Consider the following 24,247-nt stretch of genomic DNA (forward strand, 5'->3'; position numbering starts at 1 on the left):
TATTTACCCGGTGCCGTTGAACTCGGGATATTTGCGCATCCGATCCACCTCGCTGGTGCAGCTGTCGTCGCGCGCCGTCAGTTCGATCGAGATCGTGTCGGCAAGGTCGAGACGGCCGTTGCCGTGATGATTGCCATTGTCATGACGATTACCATCGTCATGACGGCTGGCGCCATCGTGATAAATGGGAATGCGCGCGCCGCTCTGGCTGACCAGCACGGCATCCCGCTCGAAACCTCGCTGCACCAGCCAGTCACGCGGCGCCATCAAGCGGATGTCGACCTCGTACGAATGCCCCTTCCCTTGCTTGAGACTGACGGTATAGGTGACCGGCGATACCTGGCCGTTCACGTCGATCGCGCCGTTTCCATCGGCTTTGACGATGTGTTTTTCCATGTTCTCGGCTCCTTCTTTGTGCGGGCCTGTGTCCAGGCTTTTCCCATCGGAAACCTGATAAAATCGGCTTTTGTTCCCGAAACCGGCCGTTGCAGACCATGGCGGGCGCCGGAACTTTTGGGCTCCGTACCGGTTCAATTCCTTTGAAAACCAGCAGGGCAAAACCAGAGGAGGTTGAGATGCCGAGAGGTGATAAATCCGACTATACCGACAAGCAGAAGCGCAAGGCCGAGCATATTGAGGAGAGCTACGAGGAGCGCGGCGTCTCCGATAAGGAGGCCGAACGGCGCGCCTGGGCAACCGTCAACAAGGAAAGCGGCGGCGGCAACAAATCCGGTTCCGGCCGCGGCAAGAAGGATACGCATGAATCCTCCGAAAAGGGCGGCCGCATCGGCGGCGCGGCATCCGCCGCACGCTCGAAGGAGGAGCGGTCCGCTTCTGCGAAGAAGGCCGCTGCGACACGCAAGCGCAATGAACATCACAGCCCCCACTAATGAGGGACAGGATGAGCGGTGGCTTGCCGCTGCCTGCATCCTGCACCCGCACCTGGTAAAGGATTTTCGCTATGGCCAAAGCGCAGAAGAAATGGTCGCAGGACGTCACCGAACACAGCGATGCGATGGACCTGAAGGAAGGCGTGTTCAAATCGGACGATCCGAAGAAGATTGCCCGCTCCGTCAAGCGCTCCGCCGAGAAGAGCGATCGCCGCAAGGCTAGCCCCTTCCGCGCGGCCATGTCGATGCTGACCTTCTACATCAACCGTGCCGGCGACCACCTGACGAAAAAGCGGCGCGGCACCCTTGAAAAAGCCAAGGACGAATTGCGAAAAGACTTCGGTCGCCAACCGAAGGATTGAGCAGTCATGGCATACGAGCTTTATTACTGGCACGGCATTCAAGGCCGCGGGGAATTCGTGCGGTTGGCGTTGGAGGAAGCCGGCGCCGACTATATCGACATCACCCGCCAATCCGGCCGCGGGCGCGGGACCGGCGCCATGTTCGAGATCATGGAGAGCCAAAGCGAAGCGCATATTCCCTTCGCGCCGCCCTTCCTGAAGGATGGCGACCTCATCATCCCGCATGTCGCCAACATCCTGTTTTACCTCGGCCCGAAGCTCGGCCTCGCGCCCGAGGACGAAGGCCTTCGCCATGTCGTCAACGGCCTGCAGCTAACCGTCACCGATTTCGTCGCCGAAGTGCACGATACGCATCACCCGATCGACACGTCGCTCTACTACGAGGACCAGAAGCCGGAAGCCAAAGCCCGCTCAGCCGCCTTCATCCGCGAGCGCATTCCGAAATTCCTCGGCTATTTCGAGCGTGTGCTGCGGCAGAACCCAAAAGGCTCGGGCCATATGGTCGGCGATACGCTGACCTATGTCGACCTCTCGCTCTTCCAGGTGATCGAGGGCCTCTCCTATGCCTTCCCGAAAGCCATGGCGAGCCGCAAGACTGATTACCCCGGCCTGCTGGCGCTGCACGACGCGGTGGCGAAGCGTCCGAATATCGCCCGCTATCTCGCCTCTCCCCGTCGCCTCGCCTTCAACGAGGAAGGGATTTTTCGGCACTATCCCGAGCTCGACAGCGCGGGATGAGGCAAGAGCCGTTTAGGCGAGCGGCACGGCCGCAGCGAAGAAATTTTCCCAAGGATCCTTCGGCCGGGTCTCCAGTTGCTGCGGTACGTTGCCGAGCGTGAAAGCGGCCGGACCTCTCACCACGTTCAAATCCGGCCAATCGATCGGCATCGAAACCGGCGCGCCTACTCGTGCTCGCGTCGAATAGGCCGCGACCGCCGTATTGCCGCGGCCGTTGCGGAGATAGTCGATGTAGATATGCCCGCCGCGTTTCGCCTTCGTCGCGGTTGCCAGATACTTCTCCGGCGCGTCGGCCGACATGCTTTCGGCAAGCGAATGGGCGAAATCCTTCACCTCGGCCCAGCCGGCCTTCGGCGCAAGCGGCGTCACCACATGCAGCCCCTTGCCACCCGATGTCTTGACGAAGGCGGCTAGGCCACGCGCCTCCAGCCGCGTCTTCAATTCAAGCGCTGCTGTGATGACAGCGCTCCAGGCCACGTCCTCGCCGGGGTCGAGGTCCATGGTGATCATGTCGGGTTTTTCCCAATTGTCGGTGGTGACGCCCCAGGGATGAATTTCGAGCACGGCCGATTGCACCAGCGCCACGAGACCGTTGAAATCGCCGATGCGCAGCAGCTTTTCGCCGTCCGGATCCTCCGGGTCGGCGATCTCCTCGATATGCGGATTCATGCCTTTCCAGGCATGTTTCTGGAAAAATCGTTGGTGGCTTTTTATCCCATCCGGCAAACGCAGCAGCGCCAGTGGCCGGTTGACGACATAGGGCGCCATGAACGGCCAGACCGCCGCGTAATAATCCGCGAGCGCCTGCTTCGTCACGCCCTCATCCGGCCAGTAGAGCCGGTCGGGATGGGTCAGCGAGACGTCAGATGCTGGCGGATGTCTGGGGTTCATTCTTCGATCTCGCGTGTGAGGAAATCAAGTAGCCTGTTTTCCTCGGCCCGCAAGCCCCGCAGCGGCTCGTTACCGCTCTCGACCAGAGGATGGTCGTTGCCGGCGAGTGCGATGATCGCCGGATGGATATAACTCGAACGCGAGATCGCCGGCGTGTTGTGCAGTGCCTCGGCCGCGGCTTCCGACATCTGCTTGACCGTCGGCCGGCCGCCTCCGGTAATCGCCTCGCGCGCCGCGCCGAAAGCCGCCAGCGAGCCGGCCCAGGTGCGAAAGGTTTTCGCCGAGATGGGAATGCCCGATATCTCGGCGAGATAGGCGTTCAACCGGCCGGAATCGATCGGCTTCAGCGCCCCGCTTTCATCCTTCCAGACGAAGAGCTGGCGCCCGGGCAGGTCGGCTATTTCCTCCAGGATCTTCTGCAGCCTGGGATGTTTGAGACTGCGCTGGACGCGTTTGCCGCCCTTGGCGCGGAATTTCAATTCGATCCGCCCGTCGACGATCTTCAGGTGGCGCTTCAGCAGCGTCGTTGCGCCATAGGTGCCGTTCTCCCTGACATAGGCCTGGTTGCCGACGCGCAAATGCGCCTCGTCGAGCAGGGTCGTCAAAGCCGCAAGCACACCGTTGACGTCCTCCGCGCCGGTGTCGAGATGGCGCAGCACGGTGCGGCGTATCTTCGGCAGCGCCCGGCCGAATTCGATCAGCTGATGGAATTTTCCCGCACTGCGGAAGGATTGCCATTCCTTGTGGTAACGGTATTGCTTGCGCCCGCGCGCATCGATGCCAGTCGCCTGCAGATGGCCGTTATCATAGAGGCAGATCCACACATTCTCATAGGCCGGCGGCAGACCGAGCGCACCGATGCGTGCCCGCTGTAATTCGTCAGCGAGCGTCGTGCCGTCGGGCATCACATAGCTGAAGCCCTTGCCTTTCCTGCGTCTTCGGATGCCTGGTTCGGTATCGCTGACATAGACGAGACCAAGTTCGGTGATGGCTTCGGCATTCATCTTCGCTGCGACCTGTTACCTGCTCCTGCGGCCGAACTGGAACCACCGCCGACGCTCGGCTTTTGTCGCATCCTTCGGCGGCTCGGTCTGGCCCTTCGGCGCGAAGACCGCCACGCTCTGGGCATAGACGATGACCGGATTCTGCGGCTCGTGCACCTTGAAGGCGTCCGTCTCCGCGCCCGTGTCGAGAACCCTCGACCACTGTTTCAGCCCATTCACGACAGGCAGGTGAACCTCGCAATCGCCACCGGCATTGAAGATGAGGAAGAGGTCGTCCATCGTCTCGGTGTCTGGCGCATTCACGCTCCTCGAGACATAGACCCCGAACACCTGCAATCCGTCGTCGTTCCAAGCCCCATCGTCCATGAAGTTGCCGTCCGGCTTGTACCAGGCGATCTCGATGCGGCCATCCTCGGCGGTCTCGCCGGTCAGGAACCGCTCCTGCCGCAAGACGGGATGGGCCTTGCGGAAGGCGACGGCCTGCCGGCAGAAATCGAGGAAAGGGTCGTCGAGCCCCGCCCAATCCGTCCAGCCGATCTCGTTGTCCTGGCAATAGGCGTTGTTATTGCCGCCCTGGCTGTTGCCCACCTCATCGCCGGCAAGGATCATCGGAACGCCCTGGGAGAGCATCAGCGTCGCCATCATGTTGCGGCGCCGCCGCGTCCGAAGGCTGTTGATGTCGTCGTTATCCGTCACTCCTTCGGCACCCATATTGTCCGAATGATTGTCCGAATGTCCGTCCCTGTTATCCTCGCCGTTCGCGTCATTGTGCTTGTCGTTGAAGGAAACAGTATCCATCAGCGTGAAGCCGTCATGGGCTGACAGCAGATTGATCGATGATGTCGCACCGCGATCCGAGTGGTTGAACTGTACCGCCGAGCCGGTGATGCGCTGCGAGATCTCCGACACCATGCCGCCGTCGCCCTTCCAAAAGCGGCGCACGTCGTCACGAAACTTGTCGTTCCACTCACGGAAGGGGTGCGGGAAGCCGCCGACCTGATAGCCGCCGTCGCCCACGTCCCAGGGCTCCGCGATCAGCTTGACACCGGCGAGGATCGGATCCTGGCGGATGGCTCCGAAAAACAGGCCCTGCCTGTCGAATTCCATATCCTGGCGGCCGAGCGTGCTGGCAAGGTCGAAGCGGAACCCGTCGATATGCATGACGCCGACCCAATAGCGCAGACTGTCGAGCACCATGCGCATCACCATAGGATTGGCGGCATTCAGGGTGTTGCCGGTCCCTGTTGTATCGAAGGTGTGGCGAGGATCGTCGGGTGAGAGGGTATAATAGCTGGCATTATCGAGCCCGCGGAAGGAGAGCGTCGGGCCTTTCTCGCTGCCTTCAGCAGTGTGATTGTAGACGACGTCCATGATGACTTCGATGCCGGCGGCATGGAACTTCTTCACCATGGTCTTGATCTCGGTGATCTTGTCGCCGGACATGTAGCGCGATTGCGGCGCGAAGAAGCCGAGCGTCTGGTAGCCCCAATAATTGCGCAGGTTGTTTTCCAGGAGATAACGATCGTCGAGGAAATACTGGATCGGCAAGAGCTCGATCGCCGAGATGCCGAGCTTGACGAGATGGTCGATGATCGGATCGCTGCACATGCCGAGAAAGGTGCCGCGCAGCCTGTCGGGCACCTTCGGATGGGTCATCGTCAGGCCGCGCACATGCGCCTCGTAAATGATCGTATCAGGCCAGGGACGGCGGATCGCCTCTTCACCCGCCCAGTCGAAATCCGGATCCTGCACCACGCCCTTGACCATGAAGGGGGCGCTATCACGTTCGTCGAAGGAAAGATCGTCCTTGCCGATCTGGTAGCCAAACAGCGCGTCGTCCCATTTCAACTCGCCCGTCACCTGCTTCGCATAGGGGTCGAGCAGGAGCTTGTTAGGATTGAAGCGATGACCAGCTTTCGGATCGTATGGACCATGGGCGCGATAACCGTAGACGGTTCCCGGTCCGACGCCGGCGATATAGCCCGACCAGATATCGCCTTCACGCTTGGGCAGCGGCAATCGCGCGACCTCCTTCTTGCCGTCCGGCGAAAAGAGGCAGAGCTCAACCTGTTCTGCATGCGCTGAGAATACCGCGAAATGGGTGCCCGAACCCGTATATTCCGCCCCGAGCTCCGGCTTGAGGAAGTCGAGTTCTGAAAATGAATAGCTCATAATGCCCCGCTCGATAAAAAGACCATGCGGGAAACGTAACGGCGGCTCGAAAGTTCCCTTGGCTTGCAAGGGAAGATCTCTCGAGGAGGCGGAGACTAAGGCATCAACTGTCCGCCGTTGACCTCGATAATCTGTCCGGTGATGTAGCCAGACAGCGTCGGCGATGCGAGGAAGAGATAGGCTCCAACGCAATCCTCGGAGGTGCCGACGAAGCCCATCGGGATCGACTTGCGCTGCAGCTCCATCTGCTCGTCATTGGTATAACGTTCGTGGAAGGGCGTGGCGATGACACCCGGCGCCACCGCATTGACGCGGATCCTGTCGGCGACGAATTCCTTGGCATGGCCGCGGGTGATCGTCGAGACGAAACCTTTGGACGCCGCATAGAGGATCGCACCATTGCCGCCGCCGTTGCGCGCGGCGATCGAGGTGGTGTTGATGATGAAGCCTCCCTGCTTCTTCAGCCAGGGATGCGCTGCACGCGTTGCCGCCAGCACCGAGCGGGCGTTGAGGTCCATGACCGCGGCATAATGCGCGTCGGTATATTCCGAGGTCGGCTTGCGCCCCAGCATGCCGCCGGCATTATTGATGAGCCCATCGAGATGACCGAAGGTCTTCGCCGTCTCCTCGACGACACGCTCGGTCTCGCCCTCCCTCGACACGTCGCCCTGGATCAGATGCACGGTGCCGCCGGCAGCACGGATCTCCTCGGCAAGTTTTTCCGCCGGTTCGCGGCTGGCATTGTAATGCACGCCGACCTTGGCTCCTTGAGCCGCGAAGGCACGGGCGAGTGCCGCGCCGATGCCGGTCGAGGCGCCGGTGATCAGCACGGCTTTGCCGGACAGGTCCGGCAGCTTGATGGATGCGAGCGATTGCGCAAGTTCGACCATGGCGACGAATGCCTCCCGAAAAACCAAGGACATAGGTGATGAAACGAATAGGAGAAGTCTTATCTAGGGGAAATCGACGAAGGGCAATGCACGAAAGGGCGAGATTTGCGTGAGAGGCCGAGGCTGACGAGCGGCGATGTGCTCGGTCGCCGGGAAAATCAGTCGGTCTGATGTCCGCGATTTTTCGTGACCGTCGGCATGCCTGCCGGCCTCAGATGTTTCCTCAGCGCCGCGATCCTGAAGATGGCGTTGGCAGCACCATAACCACGATAACCGCGCCGCTCGACGATCTCGAAGAACAGGCCTTCGCCATAGGTCGGGCTATAGAGCTGGAAATATTCGCCGTGCTCATCGCGATCATAGAGGATGTTGCCCGCCTTGAGGCGCTCGGCAAATTCGGCGTCGAGGCCGAAGCGGGCTTCGAGATCGTCATAATAGTTCGGCGAAATCGCCAGTGAGACGAAACCGTTTGCGGCAAGGGCTGCTGCAGTGGCAAAGATGTCGTGCGTCCTGAAGGCCAGATGCTGGATGCCGGAGCCGAAGGTTTCGGCGATGAAACGGCCGGCCAGCGTGTTGCGGTTCTCGGCGCCGTTCATGGTGATGCGCAGCGAGCCTTCCGCATTCTCGACCACCTGGCTCCTGACGATGCCCGAGGGATCGACGATATCGACCATCGGCGTCTTCTGCACGTCGATCAGCGACGTATAAAACAACAGCCAGGTCAAAAGCTCCTCATATTTCATCGTCTGCGCCATATGGTCGATCGACTGCAGCCCGGCCGGCTGAAGAGGGATATGGTCCTCGATCGCGTCGAATTCGATCTCCCAGATGCGACCGAGTTCGGTCTTGCGGTCGAGGAAATAGAGGATGCCGCCGCCGACGCCACGCACCGCCGGCACCTCGATTTCGCCGGCATCGAGCGATTGCTCGAATCGTTGGGCGCCGAGCGCAACGGCGCGTCGCAACGCTGCCGTTGCATCATCGACCATCAGGCCGGCGGCATAGGCCGAGGTGCCGTGGACGGAATAGGAGGCGCTGGCAAAGCCCTTCTGCTCGGTATTGACGACGAGGTTGATGGCGCCCTGGCGAAAGACGGTCACGCGCTTGCTCTTGTGTCTGGCCGCTCTTCTAAAGCCGAGGCTTGCAAACAGCGCTTCGAGCTCTGGCGCCTCGTCTTCAGCGGCGGTGAACTCGACGAAGGAGATGCCCTCGACGGCTGCGCGGGGCGGCATTGGAGGCACCGGCAGCGCACTCTGCGGCTGCTGCCGCTTGACCTGGTCGCCGAGATAGATCAACGAGCGGCGGCCGTCGACGGCGATTGCGCTCGCAGACCCGCCGCGGAATTGATCGTTGAAGATCTCCAGCGACAGATATCCGTCATACCCCGTTGCGGCGACAGCCTTCATGAAGTCGAGCACCGGCAGATCGCCTTCGCCGGGCATGTTGCGGAAGTGCCGGCTCCAATAGAGCAGATCCATGTCGATCAGCGGCGCGTCGGCAAGCTGGATGATGAAGATCTTCTCCTTCGGGATCGAGCGGATCGAGTTGACGTCGATCTTGCGCGACAGCGTATGAAAGCTGTCGAGGACCAGGCCGATATTTGGATGATCGGCCCGCCGGACGATCTCCCAAGCGTCGCGGTGATCATGGATGTGGCGGCCCCAGGCGAGCGCCTCGTAGCCGACGCGCAGACCGCGCCCGGCGGCCCGCTCGCCGAGTTCATGAAAATCTGCCGCCGCCCGGTCGAGACCGCCGAGCGACGCTGGCGAAACGTTCGAGCAGACGAGCACGAGATCGGTGCCCATTTCCTGCATGACGTCGAACTTGCGCTCTGCCCGGTCGAAGGTGCGGCTGCGCAGCGGTTCCGGCATGCCTTCGAAATCGCGAAACGGCTGAAACAGCGTGATCTCCATGCCGAGATCGCGCACCATCCGGCCGACCTCCTTGGGGCTGGCGTCGTAGATCAAAAAGTCGTTCTCGAAAATCTCCACCCCGTCGAAGCCGGCCCTGGCGATCGCCTCCAGCTTGTCGCGCAGGTCGCCGCCTAATGAAACGGTCGCTATCGATGTCTTCATCGCAGGAGTCCTTTCGCGACAGTGATCGGGATGGGAGCGCCCTATGCCGCCTTTGTCTTGGCGACGAGCCGTGACGCCGCCTCGAGTGCGAACTCATAGCCATCCGGCCCGAGGCCGCAGATCACGCCGGTCGCAGCAAGCGAGATGTAGGAGTGGTGGCGAACGGTTTCGCGGCGATGCACATTGGTGATGTGCAGTTCGATGATCGGGCCTTCGAAGGTCCTCAGCGCATCATGGATGGCGAGCGAGGTATGGGTATAGGCACCGGCATTGATGACGATCGCGTCGGCCGCATGGCGGGCTTCGTGGATCCAGTCGATCAGTTCGCCCTCGTGGTTGGATTGCCGGAAGTCGACACCATGCTTTCGGCCCGCCGGGCTCGCATGGCACATGGTTTCGATGTCAGCGAGTGTCGTGCTGCCGTAGATATGCGGCTCGCGTTGGCCAAGCAGATTGAGGTTGGAACCGTTGAGAACGAAGATCGGCTTCATGTCAGAATGCTTTCCTTGGATTTGTAGCTTGCAATGTCGGTGAGAATTTTCCGGCTGCGAGCGCCTCGTAACGATCGTGGAGATCGATCCGGCTTCCCGATGCGGCAGCCTCCGCCACGGCAAGCGTCGCGATCAGCGTACGGGCGCCATCCTCAACGGTGAGCAGCGACTCCGCCTCGCCGCGGACGACATCGCGGAAATGGTCGAGCTGGGCGTGGTAGGGATCGATGAAGCTTGCAAGCAGCCGCTGGGACCGGATCGGCTCGTTCCAGTTCTGGCTACCCTCTGCCTGCGCCCAATGGACCAGGGTCGGAAATTCCAGAGAACCGCGGCTGCCGACGAAGCGATAGTTGCTCTCTCCGCTGAACGGAAACTCGACTGCTTCGCCGGCCCCCTGCTCCGTCGTCCAGGGGGAAACCGCGCTGTCGCTCGCAAAGAAGGTGCCGATGCAGCCGCTATCGAATTGAAGCAAGGCGCCGGTGGTATCTTCAACCGGGAACTGCCGCTGCCGGTTTGAGGAGATGGCGCTGACACCAAGGATCTCGCCTGCCGTGTAACGCAGGAAATCGATCTCGTGAATGAGGTTGATCAGGATCGGTCCGCCACCCGGCTGCGTGCGCCAGGGGGCGATGCGGAAATACTCATCCGGCTTGTAGGCCGCCCAGATGGCGGAGACGCCGACAAGATTGCCAATCAACCCTTCACGCAGCAAGCGTCTCAGCGTCTTGACCTGGTCATGATGGCGGCGATGATGACCGACGAGCGTCCGGACATTGTTTGCGCGCACTTCCAGGAGCAGATCGGCGGCGCTTTCGAGCGTATCGGTCACCGGCTTTTCGATCAGCATATCGATCCCGAGGCGCGCGCATTCGATACCGATTTCGGCATGGCTCTGGTTGGGCGAGGCAATGATGACGGCCTGCGGCCGTGCTTCATCGAGCAGCGACTTGTAATCCTTGAAGACCGCAATACCCGGATATTGCGCCGAGATGCTGTCGCGGTTGACGTCAGCGATACCGGCAAGGTCGAAATCGGGATGATCGATGATCTTCATGATGTGTTTGCGGCCGATCAGGCCTGCGCCGATGACGCCGATGGAGATATTTGCCATGCTTTCAACCATTCCGTTCCAGTCACAAGAGGGTTTGCAGGCGGGTGCGAGAAGCAACCGCATCCGCCAATGGATTTTCCGAGATGATTTCGATGACCACGTCGCCGTCGAAGCGAAGATCTTCGATGGTCTTCAGGATCGGCCGGAAGTCGATCTGTCCCGAGCCGATCGGCGCGTGCTGCCATTTGCCGTCGTCGGCATCCGAGAGGTGGATGACGCGAACCCTGTCCTTCAACATTTCCAGGCCGGCGGACGGATCCTCGCCGATCGCCCGGGCATTGGCGACGTCATAGACGACGTCGATATTGTCCCGGCGGCAGCGGTCGAGCATCGATCGGATCGAGGCCGCATCCGGGAAGACACCGATCGGGTGGTTTTCGAAGAGAAGTCGGATTCCGCAGGCGGCGGCGTGGTCCGCCAGCCGGACGAGGCAGTCAGCGACGATATCTTCCAGCACGCCAGGTGTCGCGGCGATGAGCGCGTGTTTACGCCCTGAACTCACCGTGACATAGCGGCTGCCGAGAAAGGCGGCCGCTTCGATTGCTCTGCCATAGGCGCCGACAGCAAACTCCGTCACATCGGGCATAGGGCTGGCGAGATTATAGTCGCCAACCGGCAGGTCGAGCGCGACCAGCTTTCCGCCAGCAGCGGCGATGCCGTTCCTGAGCGCGATCCAGTCCGTCGAACCGTGATCACGGATATTGAAATGCGGATCACTGGCAAGCAGCTGGAATTTCCTAAAACCCTGATCCGCCAGCCTGGCGATGGCCTCGGCCGCCGTCGCGTTCCAGACGAAGCCGAACGTATGAACACCGTAATCGAGTGGCATTATTCTCTTCCCGCTCTCAGTGCCCGAGAATCTGTCCGAGAAAAGCGCGCGTGCGCTCGTTCCGGGGCGCGGTGAAGAATTCCTCGGGCGACGCCTCCTCGATGATCTCGCCATTCGCCATGAAGATCACACGATCGGCCACGGCGCGGGCAAAACCCATCTCATGGGTCACGCAGATCATCGTTCGCCCTTCGCCGGCGAGCGAGACCATTGTGTCGAGCACTTCCTTGACCATCTCGGGATCGAGCGCCGAGGTCGGCTCATCGAAGAGCATCACCTTTGGATCCATGCAGAGCGCGCGGGCAATCGCCACACGCTGCTGCTGACCGCCGGAAAGCTGCGCCGGATATTTGTGCATCTGATCGGAGATGCGCACGCGCTCCAGATAGGCTCGCGCAACCTCTTCCGCCTGTGCTGCCTTCATTCCGCGCACCTTCATCGGTGCAAGCATGCAGTTTCTCAGAACCGTCATATGCGGGAAGAGATTGAACTGCTGGAAGACCATGCCAACCTCACGACGGATGGCGTCGATCGAGGCGCCTGTCTTCAACTCGATACCGTCGACCACGACCCGGCCGCTGGCGAAATTCTCGAGATAGTTGATGCAGCGGATGAGGGTCGATTTCCCCGAGCCGGAAGGCCCGCAGAGAACGACCTTCTCCCCCTGCTTCACCGTCAGGTTGATGCTCTTGAGAGCGTGGAAGGCGCCGTAATATTTGTCCACGGCTTCCATGACGATCATCGGATCGACAGCGGCATTGTCCGCAATTGTCACCATCGCATTCACGGCGTCTTCCTCATCTGCTTTGTTATTGAACGGTGAAGGGGATATTAGGCAGCGAGTCCGGGAAGTCGGGCGCGTCCTGGCCAAGCCATTTCTGGTAGATCTTCTCGAGGCGGCCGTCGGCGCGCGCCTTGTCGATGAAGGCGTTCAGCTCCTCGACAAACTGCTTTTGACCGGGACGCACGGAGATGCCGTTATATTGGCGGTTGAACTGCAGTTTCTTTTCGAATTTGAAGTCCGGCGCGATCTTGGCGATGCTGAGGAAATAGGTGTTGTTGGCGCCGAGCGCGTCGACCTGACCGGAAAGGAAGGCCTGGATGGCGGTAGCATCGTCATCGAAACGCTGGATCGTCGCGCCTTCCGGAGCGTTCTGCGTCACCTGCGTATCCTGTGCCGAGGAGCGCGCAACGGCAATTCGCAGGCCCTTGAGATCGGCCGGCGCCTTGATATTTGTCTCCGGCTTGGCGAGCAGCATGATGTCGATCGCCGAATAGGGCTTGGTAAACTGCACCACCTTGGCGCGGTCGGGATACATGCCCATCACTGCAATCAGTGCATCGACTTTGTTGGTCATCAAGGTCGGGATACGATTGGCGACGGCAACGCGGTTGAACTCGACCGGCACGCCGATTTCCTCACCGAGAAGCTTGGCGAAATCGGCATCGAAGCCGGCGCTCTGATTGTTTTCGTCGACGAACCCCCATGGTGGATTCTCGCCCTGGATACCGATCACGATCTTGCCGCTGGCCTTCAGCTCCGCAAAGCTCTGCGCATCGGCCTTGCCGGCGCCGAATGCGACGACAAGGCCAAAACCGATCGCGCCGACTGCCCCCCAGGCCTTCCTCAACATATTGGTATTCTTCATCATTAGGCTTCCTCCTTGCCCTTAGCGTTATTCCCTGCGCGCGCTAGCGGGCGCTCGCAAAGCGTTTTTCCAGTTGGAAACTGAAGTGCGACAGCGGCCAGCAGAGCGCGAAGTAGAGCGCGCCGACGAGGCCGAAGACGATGAGCGGTTGATAGGTCGCGTTGGAGACGATCTGCCCGGCCCGCGTCAGCTCGGTGAAGCCGATAATGGCGGCAAGCGACGTACCCTTGACCAGTTGCACCAGGAAACCGACGGTGCTTGGCAGCGAAATCCGCAGCGCCTGCGGCAGGATGACGTCGACGATACGGGCCCGGTATCCGAGGCCGAGCGCCTTGGCCGCTTCTTCCTGCCCCTTCGGCAGCGCCATGATGGTGCTGCGCCAGATCTCGCCGAGATAGGCGCTCGCATGCAGTGTGAGGCCGGCGGCAACGGCGACCCAGGCGTTGACCGTGATGCCGATCAGCGGCAGGCCGTAATAGATGACGAAGAGCTGCATCAACAGCGGCGTGCCCTGAAAGACGATGATGAATGCGGTCGCCATGGCTCGCAGCGCCTGGAACGGCGCCGTTCGGATCAGGGCGATGCAGAGCCCTCCACCGGCACCGCAGACGAAGGCGATCGCCGCGAGCAGGATCGTCCAGCGGAACGCTTCGAGCAGGATGACGATCTGATTGAGGCCGAGTGTCTGAACCATCGCCGTCACCGCGTCGGATAGGAGAGAAGGCCGCGCTCGATCAGGGAGAAAAGCCCCGTGAGCATGGCGGACATTCCGAGGTAGAGACCGGTCAGGGTCAGGTAGACCTCGAAACTGCGAAAGGTCGTCGATTCCAGCTGCTGGCCAATGCTGGCTAGCTCCATCGCCGATATCGAGGCGACAACGCTGGAGGTCAGCATCAACAGAATGAACTGGCTTGCGAGTGCAGGAAAGCTGACGCGCAGCGCCGGCCGCAGGATGATATAGCGGAACACCTGGATGCCGCTGAGGCCGAGCGCGCGGCCTGCCTCGACCTGGCCCTTCTGGATCGATTCCACCCCGCCACGGATGATCTCGGCGGCATAGGCGCCGCCGTTGAGACCAAGCGCGACGATGGCGGCGGTATCTGGCGCGAGCCTGATCCCGATCGACGGCAGGCCGAGATAGATGAAGAAGGCCTGAACCGGAAAGGGAGTGTTGCGGATGATCTCGATGAAACACTTCACCAGCCAGACGAACGGCCCGATCCCGGTCCGGCGCAAGGCCACGCAGAGAAGGCCGATCGCAAAGCCCATCGCCATCGCCTTGGTCGAAATGGCAAGCGTCAGCCAGCACCCATAGAGAAGCCGGGGCCAGGCGGCAAAAATAACGCTGAAATCAAATTGATAGCTCACGGTGAGCTCCTCCCGTCGCTGCAAGCGCCTTCTCCGTCCCCGGCCCTCACACGAAAAATGTTCGCTTACGTACATAAGTAGCCAGATGACGAAATATCTGTCAACTCCCTGGGAGGATTAATGCAAATCTGAAATATTTCGTTTTCTTTCAATTATTTAATATAACACCCTAATCTACTTTGAAGATTCAATCTGACATTTTTTCTTGAATTTTCACCGATGCCAGCTTCAAAAAATTGTTCGCAATGGTTCAAAATTCATTCCTCGCTATGCAAGTAAAAGCCATCTCGCGTGGGGATCGGCTCAACTGGCGATTTTGGAATGTTCGAGGACGGCCATGCTTGCAATGCGAGGCAAAGGCCGCGATAAGGGCGATTGCATTGGCTGGTCAGCGAGGAACCATGGCTGAGAGTGCGGTTAAACCCGGCAAGTCGCAGGCGACGCAAAAATATCAGCGTCAGCAGCGGACGAACGATCCCGATCAGACCCGCGCAGACATCCTCGAAGCGGCCGAGGGTGAGTTCGCCCGGCATGGCTACGCCGGCACGACAATCGACAGCATTGCCCAGAAGACCCGCCGCAGCAAGCGGATGATCTATTACTACTTCAACTCGAAGGCGAAGCTCTACGTCGCCGTGCTCGAAAACGCCTATGCGCGCATCCGCGTCGCGGAAGCGAAGGTCGACCTCGGTGAGGAAGATCCACGCCAGTCGCTGAAGAACCTCGTGGACTTCTGCTTCGACTTTCACTTCGATCATCCGACGTTCGTCAAATTGATCATGAGCGAGAATCTCAACGACGCAAAATACCTGCCGGCCTCATCCCTGATCGGCGAATTGCACCGGCCGATCCTGCAACGCATCGATCAATGCCTGCGTCTCGGATACCAAAAGGAACTATTCCATCAGGCCGTTACGCCAATAGAGATCCATATGACGCTGAGCGGTCTCTGCTTCTTCAATGTTTCAAACCGTGCCACCTTCTCGGCGATCTTCGATGTCGATATGACATCGGCGGCAGCGCGGCGAGCCCGCAAGCAGCAGATCCTGCTGACGATCCTTGGGCGGCTGAACACGACGATGGAAGGCTTCGTTTCGGATTTCTCGTAAAGATCGGTCCTTCGCAACCGCCGCACCACAGAACAGCCCGGCGTCGTCTCATGGAGCCACGCCAAAGGCCGGCTGCGGTTTTTGGCGGGCGAGTGGCGGGAATGCGAGGGCGATCGCGGCCGCCCCCAGACCGACCGTTGCGGAGCCGATGAACAGCCAGGAATAATTGGCGAAGGTGTCGAAGATCCAGCCTCCGACGAGAGGGCCGAAGGCCATGCCGAGGCTGGAGAGCATCGTCGCCGCACCAAAGACCGTGCCGATAATGCGCGGCCCGAAATATTCCCGCGCCAGCACCGCATAAAGCGGCATCACACCGCCATAGGCGCTGCCGAAAATGATGGCGAGCGCATAGAATTCGCCGAGCCGGCTGACCAAGAGATAGGTCGCGAGTGCGGCCGCCTGCACCAGCAGGCCGGCGACCAGCACCGGCTTTACCCCTATCCTATCGGCAAGGCTGCCATAGAGCAGCCGACCACCCAGTCCGGCCAGACCTTCGACGCTGTAGATGCTGACGGCTGCCATCGGTGCGACGCCGCAGATCGTCGCATAATTCACCATATGGAAGATCGGTCCGGAATGTGCCGCGCAGCAGGCAAAGAAGGTCAGGCCGAGCACGATGAATTGCGGCGACCGAAAGACTTTCGACAGCGGGGGCCTGGCGCCGTCGGCTGCGAACTCGGTTCCGGTTTCAGCGGTTTCGGCCGGTGGACGCCTGACCAGCAGAGCGGCCGGCACCAACAGCAGCCAGGCGCCGATACCGATCATCAGCATGGCGGGCCGCCATTCATAGGCCGAGATCAGCCAACGCGCGAAGGGCGAGATCGTCATCGGCGCAACGCCCATGCCGGCGGAGACGAGCGACACTGCAAGGCCGCGGTTTTCGTCGAACCACGCCGTCGTCGCCGCGATCATCGGCGCGAAGAAGGTGCTGGCGGCGAGCCCGACGAGGATGCCGTAGGTCAGTTGGAACTGCAGCAGCGTCCCGGCCCGGCTCGCCAGCACAAGCGCCAGGCCGAGCAGCACCGACCCGATCATCACGACGACGCGCGGGCCGAAGCGGTCGCTTGCCGCGCCCCAGAAGAAGCCGCCGAAGCCCATGACGATGAAATTCAGCGTCATCGCGCTGGCGATGCCGACATGCGACCAGCCGGTCGCCGTTGCGATCGGCTCCTGGAAAATCGCCAAAGAGAACATCGCACCGAGCGCAACGCAGGTCATCAATGCGCCCGCAGCGACGATGACCCAACGATAGGAAACACTCATGGCTTCATAACCTCCATGCCGACAGAGTGATCGCGACGCATGCGGCAAGCCTACCGCACTCCGCGCCTGCAATCCAAAGACGTTTGAACCGCTGCGATTTCGACAGCGCGCTCAAATCTTTTTTCGTCGCACTTAGAGAGTACGGAACATCACCAATGCATCGACATAGCCCTGCGTCGGATGAAGAAACACACCGGGAAGACGACCGACGATTTCGAAACCGAGCGATTGCCACAGCGCGACGGCGCGTTCATTGCTGCTGACGACGAAATTGAACTGCATCGCCCGAAAGCCCCTGGCGCGGGCATGCTGCAGGGAATGGTCATGCATCCGGCGAGCGACGCCGCGGCCGCTCGGCGGCGTTGGTCATGTAACCGCAGTTGCAGACATGCCGGCCGCCGCCGGCCTGATTGGCCTTGATGTAATAGGTGCCGAGGACCACACCATCCTCTTCCGCGACGAAAGTCTCGCGGTCCGGTCCCATCCAATAGGCGAGCGCACCGGCTTCAGAGAGATCACGATCAAGCGCATAGGTTTCGCCGGCGCGGATCGTCGGACCGATGATCCTCCAGATCGCGTCTTGATCGTTCTTATCTGCGGGGCGGATCAGCATGCCCGATGTCTACAGAAGCCTGATATGGCTTGCAACGGATGGGCGGCCTCCGGCCAATGCCGGAAGCGCCTTCCTTTCGAACGACATCAAACCCTTTCGAGCGCGATCGCGATGCCCTGCCCGACGCCGATGCACATGGTCGACAGCGAATATTTTCCGCCGGTCTCATGAAGCTCCAGCGCCGCCGTGCCGGTGATGCGTGCACCCGACATGCCAAGCGGATGGCCGAGCGCAATCGCGCCGCCATTGCGGTTCACCCGCGCATCATCATCGGCAATGCCGAGCGCGCGCAACACCGCCAGCCCCTGGCTGGCAAAGGCCTCGTTGAGTTCGATCACGTCGAACTGTTCGGCGCTCATGCCGAGCCGCGCCATCAGCTTGCGCGAGGCCGGGATCGGCCCGACACCCATCACCCTTGGCGGAACGGCGGCGGCAGCACCACCGAGAATGCGGGCGATCGGCGTCAGGCCATATTTCCGGGCCGCCGCTTCCGAAGCGACGATCAGCGCCGCCGCCCCGTCATTGACGCCGGAGGCATTGCCGGCCGTCACCGTGCCGCCCTCCTTCTTGAAAGGCGTGGCGAGTTTCGCCAGCGTCTCGATCGTCGTCGCCCGCGGATGTTCGTCTTTTTCGACGATGACGGGATCACCCTTACGCTGCGGAATGATCACCGGGGTGATTTCCTTCGCCAGCCGTCCGTTCGCCTGGGCGGCCGCCGCCTTCGCCTGGCTTCGCACCGCGAAGGCATCCTGGTCCTCACGGCTGACATGATAGTCCTCGGCAACGTTCTCACCGGTCTCCGGCATGGAATCGACGCCATATTGCTTCTTCATCAGCGGATTGACGAAGCGCCAGCCGATCGTCGTGTCGTGGATTTCGGCGGCCCGGGAAAAGGCCGTCTCGGCCTTCGGCATGACGAAGGGCGCGCGCGACATGCTTTCGACGCCGCCGGCGACCATCAGCTCGGCCTCGCCGGAGCGGATGGCCCGCGCCGCGGTGATCACCGCGTCCATGCCGGAGCCGCAAAGCCGGTTGATCGTCGTGCCCGGAACTGAGATCGGCAGGCCGGCCAGCAGCGCCGACATGCGCGCGACATTGCGATTATCCTCGCCCGCCTGGTTGGCGCAGCCGAAGATCACGTCATCGACGGCTTCCCAATCGACGGCGGCATTTCGTTGCATCAGCGCTTTCAGCGGAATGGCGCCGAGATCGTCGGCGCGCACCTGGGACAGCGAACCGGCGAAGCGGCCGATCGGCGTTCTGACATAGTCGCAGATAAAGGCTTCGGTCATGGCTTTTCCTCAGAGTTGCGGGACGACGAGGTCGCCAACCGGCCCTTCGACGGTGAGCGGCGCGCCGGTCATCGCCTGCAATTCCTCTTGCGACATCGCGGCGAGCTTTTCGCGCAGGACGAAGCGTCCCTTGACGATGTCGATGACGGCGTGGCTCGTATAGACGCGGGTGATGCAGGCTAGGCCGGTCAGCGGGAAGGTGCATTTCTCCACAAGCTTCGGCTCGCCCGTCTTGGTGACGTGTTCGGTGATGACGCAGACTTGCTTGGCGCCGTGCACCAGGTCCATGGCGCCGCCGACGGCCGGCACGCCTTTGCTGCCCACCCGCCAGTTGGCGAGGTCACCGCTCTGAGCCACCTGATAGGCGCCGAGGATTGCGACGTCGAGGTGGCCGCCGCGCACCATGGCGAAGCTGTCGGCATGATGGAAGAAGGCGGCACCCGGCTTCAGCGTCACCGCCTTCTTGCCGGCATTGATCAGGTCCCAGTCCTCTTCGCCCGCCGCCGGCGGCTCGCCGAAATTCAGGATGCCGTTTTCCGTGTGGAAGATTGCCTGACGGCCGGGCGGCTGATATCGGGCGACCATTTCGGGAAAGCCGATGCCGAGGTTGACATAGGCGCCGTCCGCAATGTCCTGCGCGGCGCGCCAGGCGATCTGCGCGTTGGAAAGCTTGATGTCTTCACGAGTGTCGATGGTCATACGTAGGCCACTCCGGCTCGAATGAGCTCTTCTTCCTGTTGGGGATTGGGAACGGCGACAACGCGGTCGACGAAGATGCCGGGTGTCACCACGTGTTCGGGATCGATGCCGCCGGCCGGCACGATCGACGAGACCTGGACGATCGTCTTTTCCGCCGCCATGCACATCAGCGGATTGAAGTTGCGGCCGGCCTTGTTGTAGGTGAGGTTGCCCTGGATATCGCCGATTTCAGCCTTCACGATCGCAAAGTCGGCCTTCAGCCAGCGCTCCTGCACATAGTGGCGGCCATCGAACTCGGCGATGACCTTGCCGTTGGCCAGTTCGGTGCCGTAAGCCGTCGGCGTGTAAAAAGCCGGAATGCCGGCTCCGCCGGCGCGGATGCGCTCGGCAAGCGTTCCCTGCGGCACCAGCTCGAGCTCGATCTCGCCGGCCAGATATTTATCCGTGAAGGCGCGCGGATCCGACGACCGCGGAAAGGAACAGATCATTTTCCGGACCAAGCCGGCATCGATCATCGCCGCGATGCCGATGCGCCCGTTGCCGGCATTGTTGTTGATCACGGTCAGGCCCTTGGAGCCCTTGTCGATCAGGGCATGAATGAGCTCGATCGGCGCGCCCGAGCCACCGAAACCACCGATCATGACGGTCGCGCCGTCACCGATCTCAGAGACGGCTTCCGCCGTGCTCCCGACTGTCTTGTCCATGCGGGATCTCTCCTTGGCTATGCGATCGGGAACTGGTTCCCATCCTTTGAGCGTCAGGGATAAAGCGCAGCGGGCCGGACGGCAAGAAATTTGTGCGATATTTGACATTTGTTCATACATCGCACAAACTACTCAAGTTGATTGGAGACTCGGACCCATGCGCGAAACGGATTTCGTCAGCGGCTTTGCCCGCGGCCTGAAAGTCATCGAAGCCTTTGGCGAAACGCGGCAGCGGCTTTCCATTGCCGAGGCGTCGAAACTGACGGCGCTCGATCGCGCCACCGTGCGCCGCTCGCTGCTGACGCTCGCCGAACTCGGTTATGCCGATTACGACGGCAAGTTCTTCACCCTGACACCGAAGATCCTGCGGCTTGGCCATGCCTATCTCGCGGCGACGCCGCTGCCGGCGCTGCTGCAACCGCATCTCGATCTTCTCTCGGAAAAGGCCGGCCAGAGCGCCTCGGCCTCGGTGCTCGACGGTACCGAAATCGTCTATATCGCCCGCGCCTCGCAGCGCCGCGTCATGTCGATCAATTTGACCCCCGGAAGCCGCCTGCCCGCTTACTGCGCCTCGATGGGCCGGGTGCTGCTTGCGGCTCTCCCCGAGAGCGAAGCGCGCGCCATCCTTGCCCGCAGCGAGCTGAAGAAGAACACTGTGAATACCAGAACCGATCCGGAGGAGCTCATCACAGAATTCCGCCGTGTGCGCGCCGAGGGTTACGCCATCATCGATCAGGAGCTGGAGATCGGTCTCTGCTCCATTGCCGTGCCCATCGACAACGACCGCGGCGAAACCGTCGCGGCGATCAATATCGGCGCGCCGGCCGCTCTCGTGCCGGCCGCGGAGATGAAGGAGCGGTATCTGCCGCTGCTGAAGGAAACGCAGACCGCATTGCGGCCATTACTGCGGCGGTGACGGCAAGCAGTTCCAGCAAAAGTCCGCAGCGGTTTTGCGTCCGGAATACGTAAAGAAACAGATGGAGCGGCCCCAAACAGGGGCCGCTCGCAATCGTCAATGCGTCAGGTCGAGCGCGGCTGTGAGGTCGCCCATCGGCGGCCGATCATTGTTGCGCAGCGCCTTGTCGCGGGCGAGGATGCCGGGCAGCACCGGCAGATCATAGCGCGCGGTGATGAAGCGGATGATCGAGGTCGTGTCGTACTGGGTGTGATCGACCATGCCGCCCTTGGCGAAGGGCGAGATGATGAAGGCCGGAATGCGGTTGCCCGGGCCCCAGCGGTCGGCCTTCGGCGGCGCGACGTGATCCCAGAAGCCGCCATTCTCGTCATAGGTGACGATGACGAGCATATGGCCCCATTGCGGGCTCTTCTCCAGATGGGAGACGATATCGGCAAGATGCTGGTCGCCGCTCGACACATCGGCATAACCGCCATGTTCGTTGAGGTTGCCCTGCGGCTTGTAGAAGGAGACCGCCGGCAGCTTGCCATCGTCGATATCCCTGAGGAAGGCTTCGCCGCCAAGACCGCCATCCCTCAGATGTTCGGCGCGCGCCGGCGTGCCTGGCGCGAAATTGGCGAAATAGTTGAACGGCTGGTGGTGGAACTGGAAGTTCGGCACCGGCGTGGCGTTCTTGCCGTCGAGGGCTGCCTGCCAGGCGCCGCTATACCATGCCCAGCTGACACCCTTCAGCGACAGCAGGTCGCCGATGGTAATTTCATGCTGCGGCGGCAGCGTCGTTGCGGCGGTGGGATCGGCATAGGCCGAATCGCCGTCCTTGGCCGGCGGATTGGCGCTCGGCTGGTAGGGCGGCTGCATGGTGTTGACGGCATAGAAGTCAGGGGTCAGCGTGCCGTCGGAGACGAATTTCGGGGCGCCCTCCAGCGCCGACTTCGGGGCGTTTTCCGCCACAACAAGCGACGTGCCGTCCGCATCGACCTTGGCAATGGTCGGCTTTGCCGGGCTCTTGTCGGCGTCGGGATAATAGGGCGTGCAGGCGCAGACGAGTGCGAAGTGATTGAGGAAGGAACCGCCGAAAGCGCCCTGGAAGAAGTTGTCGGCAATGACGTATTTCTTGGCGACCTGCCACATCGGCAGGATGGAGCCGTCGTAGTGCCCCATGACGAGGCTGCCGGAATCGGCCCAGGCCACGAACTTGTCGTTCTTGCCGCCGTCGATCTGCATCTGCTCCTGGTAAAAGCGATGCCAGAGATCGCGGGTGATGACCGAAGGCGCCTGCGCAAAACCCTTGGGATCGTCGATCGCAAAGGTGGCGTTGGCAAGATGGGCCGACTGCGCCTCGGTGACGGCAGGCGTAACACCCTTGGCGGTGAGGCCGCCCCAGGCGGGCGGCAGTTCGGATAGCAGCTGGCCGTCGCGGTCGAGCTGGCGGGCGTGATCGGCGGTCGCGTTCGAGAGCCCGTCGACGCCGGGAAAGCTGCCGTAGAGATTATCGAAGCTGCGGTTTTCGGCATAGATGACGACGACATTGTCGATCTTGTCGTAGCCGGCGGGCGCCGCATGGGCTGCCGTTGTGATCGCAAACGGCACGATGGCCGATCCGGCGAGACAGATGGAATGGAGGGTCTTCAGTCTTTTCACGTCAGTTCCTCATGGCTAGGGGGCGTTGGCTAGAGGGAGCGGAGAACGCTCGGGGGCGTCCAAACGCTATTCCGGCCGTCTATCAACTTTGTGACATCGGGGGTTGGCGTGATGCCGCAGGCGATAGCCGTCATCAATTTGTTGCAACAAGGTTCGATCATGGAGCAAACCAGTCTTAAGCTATTGGAATCCTTATCATGGCAATCAAGACCATCTGGCTTGTGCGGTCCGGCCTGGCGGTGAGCATGGGTGCTGTGGCGCTCTGTCTTGCCAGTCTTCCGCTGCGGCAAAGCAGCGCGGCGACCACGGCCGGCCTGCATCCCGGCCCGATGTCGCGCGCCGAGGCCTTTGCCCGAGCCGAAACGCTCACCGCGCTCGGCCGCAAGATATTCTCGGATGCCTCGCTGTCGGCCTCGGGGCTGCAGGCCTGCGCGTCCTGCCATGATCCGGCTCACGCCTTCGGCCCGGCATCGGCGACGCCTGTCGAAATCGGCGGCCAGCATATGGACCGGCCGGGGCGGCGCGCCGTGCCGACGCTGCGCTACCTCCAGGCGGTACCCGCCTTCACTGAGCATTATTACGATTCCGAGGACGAGGGCGACGAAAGCGTCGACAATGGCCCGACCGGCGGCCTGACCTGGGACGGCCGTGTCGACCACGGCGCCGATCAGGCGAAGATCCCGTTGCTTTCGCCCTTCGAGATGGGAAACAAGGATGCGGCCGAAGTGGTGGCAAAGCTGCAGAAGGCAGCCTATGCCGATGACATCGAGGCGGCATTCGGCGAGACGGTGTTCGACAATCCCGACGATGCCTTCGACGCCGCCGCCGAGGCGCTCGCCACCTTCGAACAGAGCGGCCCGGATTTTTATCCCTATTCCAGCCGCTACGACGCCTTTCTCGCCGGCAAGGCGACGCTGACAGCGCAGGAGCTACGGGGGCGGCAGCTGTTCGAGGATCCGGCCAAGGGCAACTGTTCGAGCTGTCATCTGAGCGAGCCTGCCAATGACGGCGAACCGCCGCAATTTTCCGATTTCGGCTTCCTCGGACTCGCCGCTCCCCGCAATATGGCAATCCCGGCCAATAGCGATCCGAACTATCACGATCTCGGCCTCTGCGGCCCTCAGCGCACCGACTTTGCCGGACGCAGCGACTATTGCGGCCTGTTCCGCACCCCGACGCTGCGCAATGTCGCTCTGAAGAAGAGCTTCTTCCACAACGGCTATTTCCACTCGCTGCGCGACGTCGTCTCCTTCTATGCGACCCGCGACAGCGATCCCGGCCGGTGGTATCCGAAAAATTCAGATGGCACGGTCCGTAGATATGACGACCTGCCGCAAGCCTATTGGGACAATCTCAACCAGGACCCACCCTTCGGCCGGAAGTCCGGCGATGCGCCTGCCCTCACCGACCTCGAGATCGACGACATCGTCGCCTTCCTGGGAACGCTGACGGATGCCGATCTGCAATCTGATGCGATCGGGCATTGACCCGGGGCCGGCGGACCACTCTTGTTATGGACTTGCTAGGCTAAGGACGGAAA

At 61.5% G+C, this 24,247-nt stretch carries 24 protein-coding genes and 1 pseudogene; 6 read left to right on the plus strand and 19 right to left on the minus strand.

What is annotated here, in order from left to right:
• Window positions 1-3 precede the first annotated feature (3 nt).
• Complete coding sequence (locus FHT69_RS12700) at window positions 4-396, minus strand: hypothetical protein (RefSeq protein WP_063476018.1); 393 nt, start codon at window positions 394-396, stop codon at window positions 4-6.
• A gap of 179 nt (window positions 397-575) precedes the next feature.
• Between FHT69_RS12700 and FHT69_RS12705 the strand changes: the two genes are divergently transcribed.
• From FHT69_RS12705 to FHT69_RS12715, 3 genes are all read left to right on the plus strand, one after another.
• Window positions 576-890 carry a hypothetical protein gene (locus FHT69_RS12705; RefSeq protein ID WP_047612885.1) on the plus strand — a complete coding sequence of 105 codons (315 nt, stop codon included), beginning with the start codon at window positions 576-578 and terminating at the stop codon, window positions 888-890.
• A 71-nt stretch (window positions 891-961) separates the two neighbouring features.
• Window positions 962-1,252, plus strand: a complete 291-nt coding sequence (locus FHT69_RS12710) for a DUF3175 domain-containing protein (protein WP_063476017.1) — start codon at window positions 962-964, stop codon at window positions 1,250-1,252.
• Window positions 1,253-1,258: 6 nt separating this feature from the next.
• The gene (locus FHT69_RS12715) at window positions 1,259-1,990 is read left to right on the plus strand and encodes a glutathione S-transferase family protein (protein ID WP_063476016.1); all 732 of its coding nucleotides are present in this window, start codon (window positions 1,259-1,261) and stop codon (window positions 1,988-1,990) included.
• A gap of 12 nt (window positions 1,991-2,002) precedes the next feature.
• Here the strand turns inward: FHT69_RS12715 and ligD are convergent, their stop codons facing one another.
• From ligD to FHT69_RS12775, 12 genes are all read right to left on the minus strand, one after another.
• Complete coding sequence (ligD, locus tag FHT69_RS12720; protein ID WP_097622715.1) at window positions 2,003-2,881, minus strand: non-homologous end-joining DNA ligase; 879 nt, start codon at window positions 2,879-2,881, stop codon at window positions 2,003-2,005.
• On the minus strand, window positions 2,878-3,885 hold the full coding sequence (locus tag FHT69_RS12725; RefSeq protein WP_063476015.1) for a DNA topoisomerase IB: 1,008 nt from the start codon (window positions 3,883-3,885) through the stop codon (window positions 2,878-2,880). The genes ligD and FHT69_RS12725 overlap by 4 nt, the downstream gene beginning before the upstream one ends.
• Before the next feature lie 15 nt (window positions 3,886-3,900).
• Window positions 3,901-6,057, minus strand: a complete 2,157-nt coding sequence (gene glgX, locus FHT69_RS12730; RefSeq protein ID WP_097543471.1) for a glycogen debranching protein GlgX — start codon at window positions 6,055-6,057, stop codon at window positions 3,901-3,903.
• Between the two features lie 95 nt (window positions 6,058-6,152).
• Complete coding sequence (locus FHT69_RS12735) at window positions 6,153-6,947, minus strand: SDR family NAD(P)-dependent oxidoreductase (protein WP_018448491.1); 795 nt, start codon at window positions 6,945-6,947, stop codon at window positions 6,153-6,155.
• A gap of 158 nt (window positions 6,948-7,105) precedes the next feature.
• Window positions 7,106-9,022, minus strand: coding sequence for a bifunctional sugar phosphate isomerase/epimerase/4-hydroxyphenylpyruvate dioxygenase family protein (locus FHT69_RS12740; RefSeq protein ID WP_063476013.1), 1,917 nt, complete (start codon window positions 9,020-9,022; stop codon window positions 7,106-7,108).
• 41 nt (window positions 9,023-9,063) lie between these two features.
• Window positions 9,064-9,513, minus strand: a complete 450-nt coding sequence (gene aroQ, locus FHT69_RS12745) for a type II 3-dehydroquinate dehydratase (RefSeq protein ID WP_028757578.1) — start codon at window positions 9,511-9,513, stop codon at window positions 9,064-9,066.
• A 1-nt stretch (window position 9,514) separates the two neighbouring features.
• Window positions 9,515-10,624 (minus strand): Gfo/Idh/MocA family protein, encoded by a 1,110-nt coding sequence (locus FHT69_RS12750; protein ID WP_183905434.1) that lies wholly within the window; start codon window positions 10,622-10,624, stop codon window positions 9,515-9,517.
• 22 nt (window positions 10,625-10,646) lie between these two features.
• Window positions 10,647-11,453, minus strand: a complete 807-nt coding sequence (locus FHT69_RS12755; RefSeq protein ID WP_047612865.1) for a sugar phosphate isomerase/epimerase family protein — start codon at window positions 11,451-11,453, stop codon at window positions 10,647-10,649.
• Between the two features lie 16 nt (window positions 11,454-11,469).
• Window positions 11,470-12,231: an amino acid ABC transporter ATP-binding protein gene (locus FHT69_RS12760; RefSeq protein ID WP_280178056.1), complete on the minus strand. Its 762-nt coding sequence runs from the start codon at window positions 12,229-12,231 to the stop codon at window positions 11,470-11,472.
• Between the two features lie 31 nt (window positions 12,232-12,262).
• Window positions 12,263-13,102, minus strand: coding sequence for a transporter substrate-binding domain-containing protein (locus tag FHT69_RS12765; RefSeq protein WP_164735896.1), 840 nt, complete (start codon window positions 13,100-13,102; stop codon window positions 12,263-12,265).
• Between the two features lie 43 nt (window positions 13,103-13,145).
• The gene (locus FHT69_RS12770; protein ID WP_097622711.1) at window positions 13,146-13,796 is read right to left on the minus strand and encodes an amino acid ABC transporter permease; all 651 of its coding nucleotides are present in this window, start codon (window positions 13,794-13,796) and stop codon (window positions 13,146-13,148) included.
• Window positions 13,797-13,801: 5 nt separating this feature from the next.
• Window positions 13,802-14,470: an amino acid ABC transporter permease gene (locus FHT69_RS12775; protein ID WP_097543544.1), complete on the minus strand. Its 669-nt coding sequence runs from the start codon at window positions 14,468-14,470 to the stop codon at window positions 13,802-13,804.
• Between the two features lie 401 nt (window positions 14,471-14,871).
• On the opposite strand from FHT69_RS12775, the gene FHT69_RS12780 reads away from it, so the two are divergent.
• Window positions 14,872-15,579, plus strand: a complete 708-nt coding sequence (locus FHT69_RS12780; RefSeq protein ID WP_052213310.1) for a TetR/AcrR family transcriptional regulator — start codon at window positions 14,872-14,874, stop codon at window positions 15,577-15,579.
• A 48-nt stretch (window positions 15,580-15,627) separates the two neighbouring features.
• On the opposite strand, the gene FHT69_RS12785 is transcribed toward FHT69_RS12780, so the two are convergent.
• From FHT69_RS12785 to FHT69_RS12805, 5 genes and pseudogenes are all read right to left on the minus strand, one after another.
• Entirely contained in the window at window positions 15,628-16,842 is a 1,215-nt protein-coding gene (locus FHT69_RS12785) for an MFS transporter (RefSeq protein ID WP_097622709.1), read from the minus strand.
• Between the two features lie 132 nt (window positions 16,843-16,974).
• A pseudogene (locus tag FHT69_RS12790) lies at window positions 16,975-17,455 on the minus strand (N-acetyltransferase family protein).
• A gap of 86 nt (window positions 17,456-17,541) precedes the next feature.
• On the minus strand, window positions 17,542-18,747 hold the full coding sequence (gene pcaF / locus FHT69_RS12795; protein WP_097595661.1) for a 3-oxoadipyl-CoA thiolase: 1,206 nt from the start codon (window positions 18,745-18,747) through the stop codon (window positions 17,542-17,544).
• Window positions 18,748-18,756: 9 nt separating this feature from the next.
• A complete protein-coding gene (locus FHT69_RS12800; RefSeq protein WP_097622708.1) occupies window positions 18,757-19,446 on the minus strand; it encodes a 3-oxoacid CoA-transferase subunit B in 690 nt (229 codons plus the stop codon).
• Window positions 19,443-20,150 carry a 3-oxoacid CoA-transferase subunit A gene (locus tag FHT69_RS12805; RefSeq protein WP_097622707.1) on the minus strand — a complete coding sequence of 236 codons (708 nt, stop codon included), beginning with the start codon at window positions 20,148-20,150 and terminating at the stop codon, window positions 19,443-19,445. The genes FHT69_RS12800 and FHT69_RS12805 overlap by 4 nt, the downstream gene beginning before the upstream one ends.
• A gap of 157 nt (window positions 20,151-20,307) precedes the next feature.
• On the opposite strand from FHT69_RS12805, the gene FHT69_RS12810 reads away from it, so the two are divergent.
• Entirely contained in the window at window positions 20,308-21,066 is a 759-nt protein-coding gene (locus FHT69_RS12810; RefSeq protein WP_097622706.1) for an IclR family transcriptional regulator, read from the plus strand.
• Between the two features lie 96 nt (window positions 21,067-21,162).
• On the opposite strand, the gene FHT69_RS12815 is transcribed toward FHT69_RS12810, so the two are convergent.
• Window positions 21,163-22,707, minus strand: coding sequence for an acid phosphatase (locus FHT69_RS12815; RefSeq protein ID WP_097622705.1), 1,545 nt, complete (start codon window positions 22,705-22,707; stop codon window positions 21,163-21,165).
• 197 nt (window positions 22,708-22,904) lie between these two features.
• Here FHT69_RS12815 and FHT69_RS12820 point away from each other — a divergent pair, with 197 nt between their 5' ends.
• The gene (locus FHT69_RS12820; RefSeq protein WP_097622704.1) at window positions 22,905-24,194 is read left to right on the plus strand and encodes a cytochrome-c peroxidase; all 1,290 of its coding nucleotides are present in this window, start codon (window positions 22,905-22,907) and stop codon (window positions 24,192-24,194) included.
• Window positions 24,195-24,247 lie beyond the last annotated feature (53 nt).

It is taken from the genome of Rhizobium sp. BK008 (genome assembly GCF_014197345.1).
GTDB lineage: Bacteria > Pseudomonadota > Alphaproteobacteria > Rhizobiales > Rhizobiaceae > Rhizobium > Rhizobium anhuiense.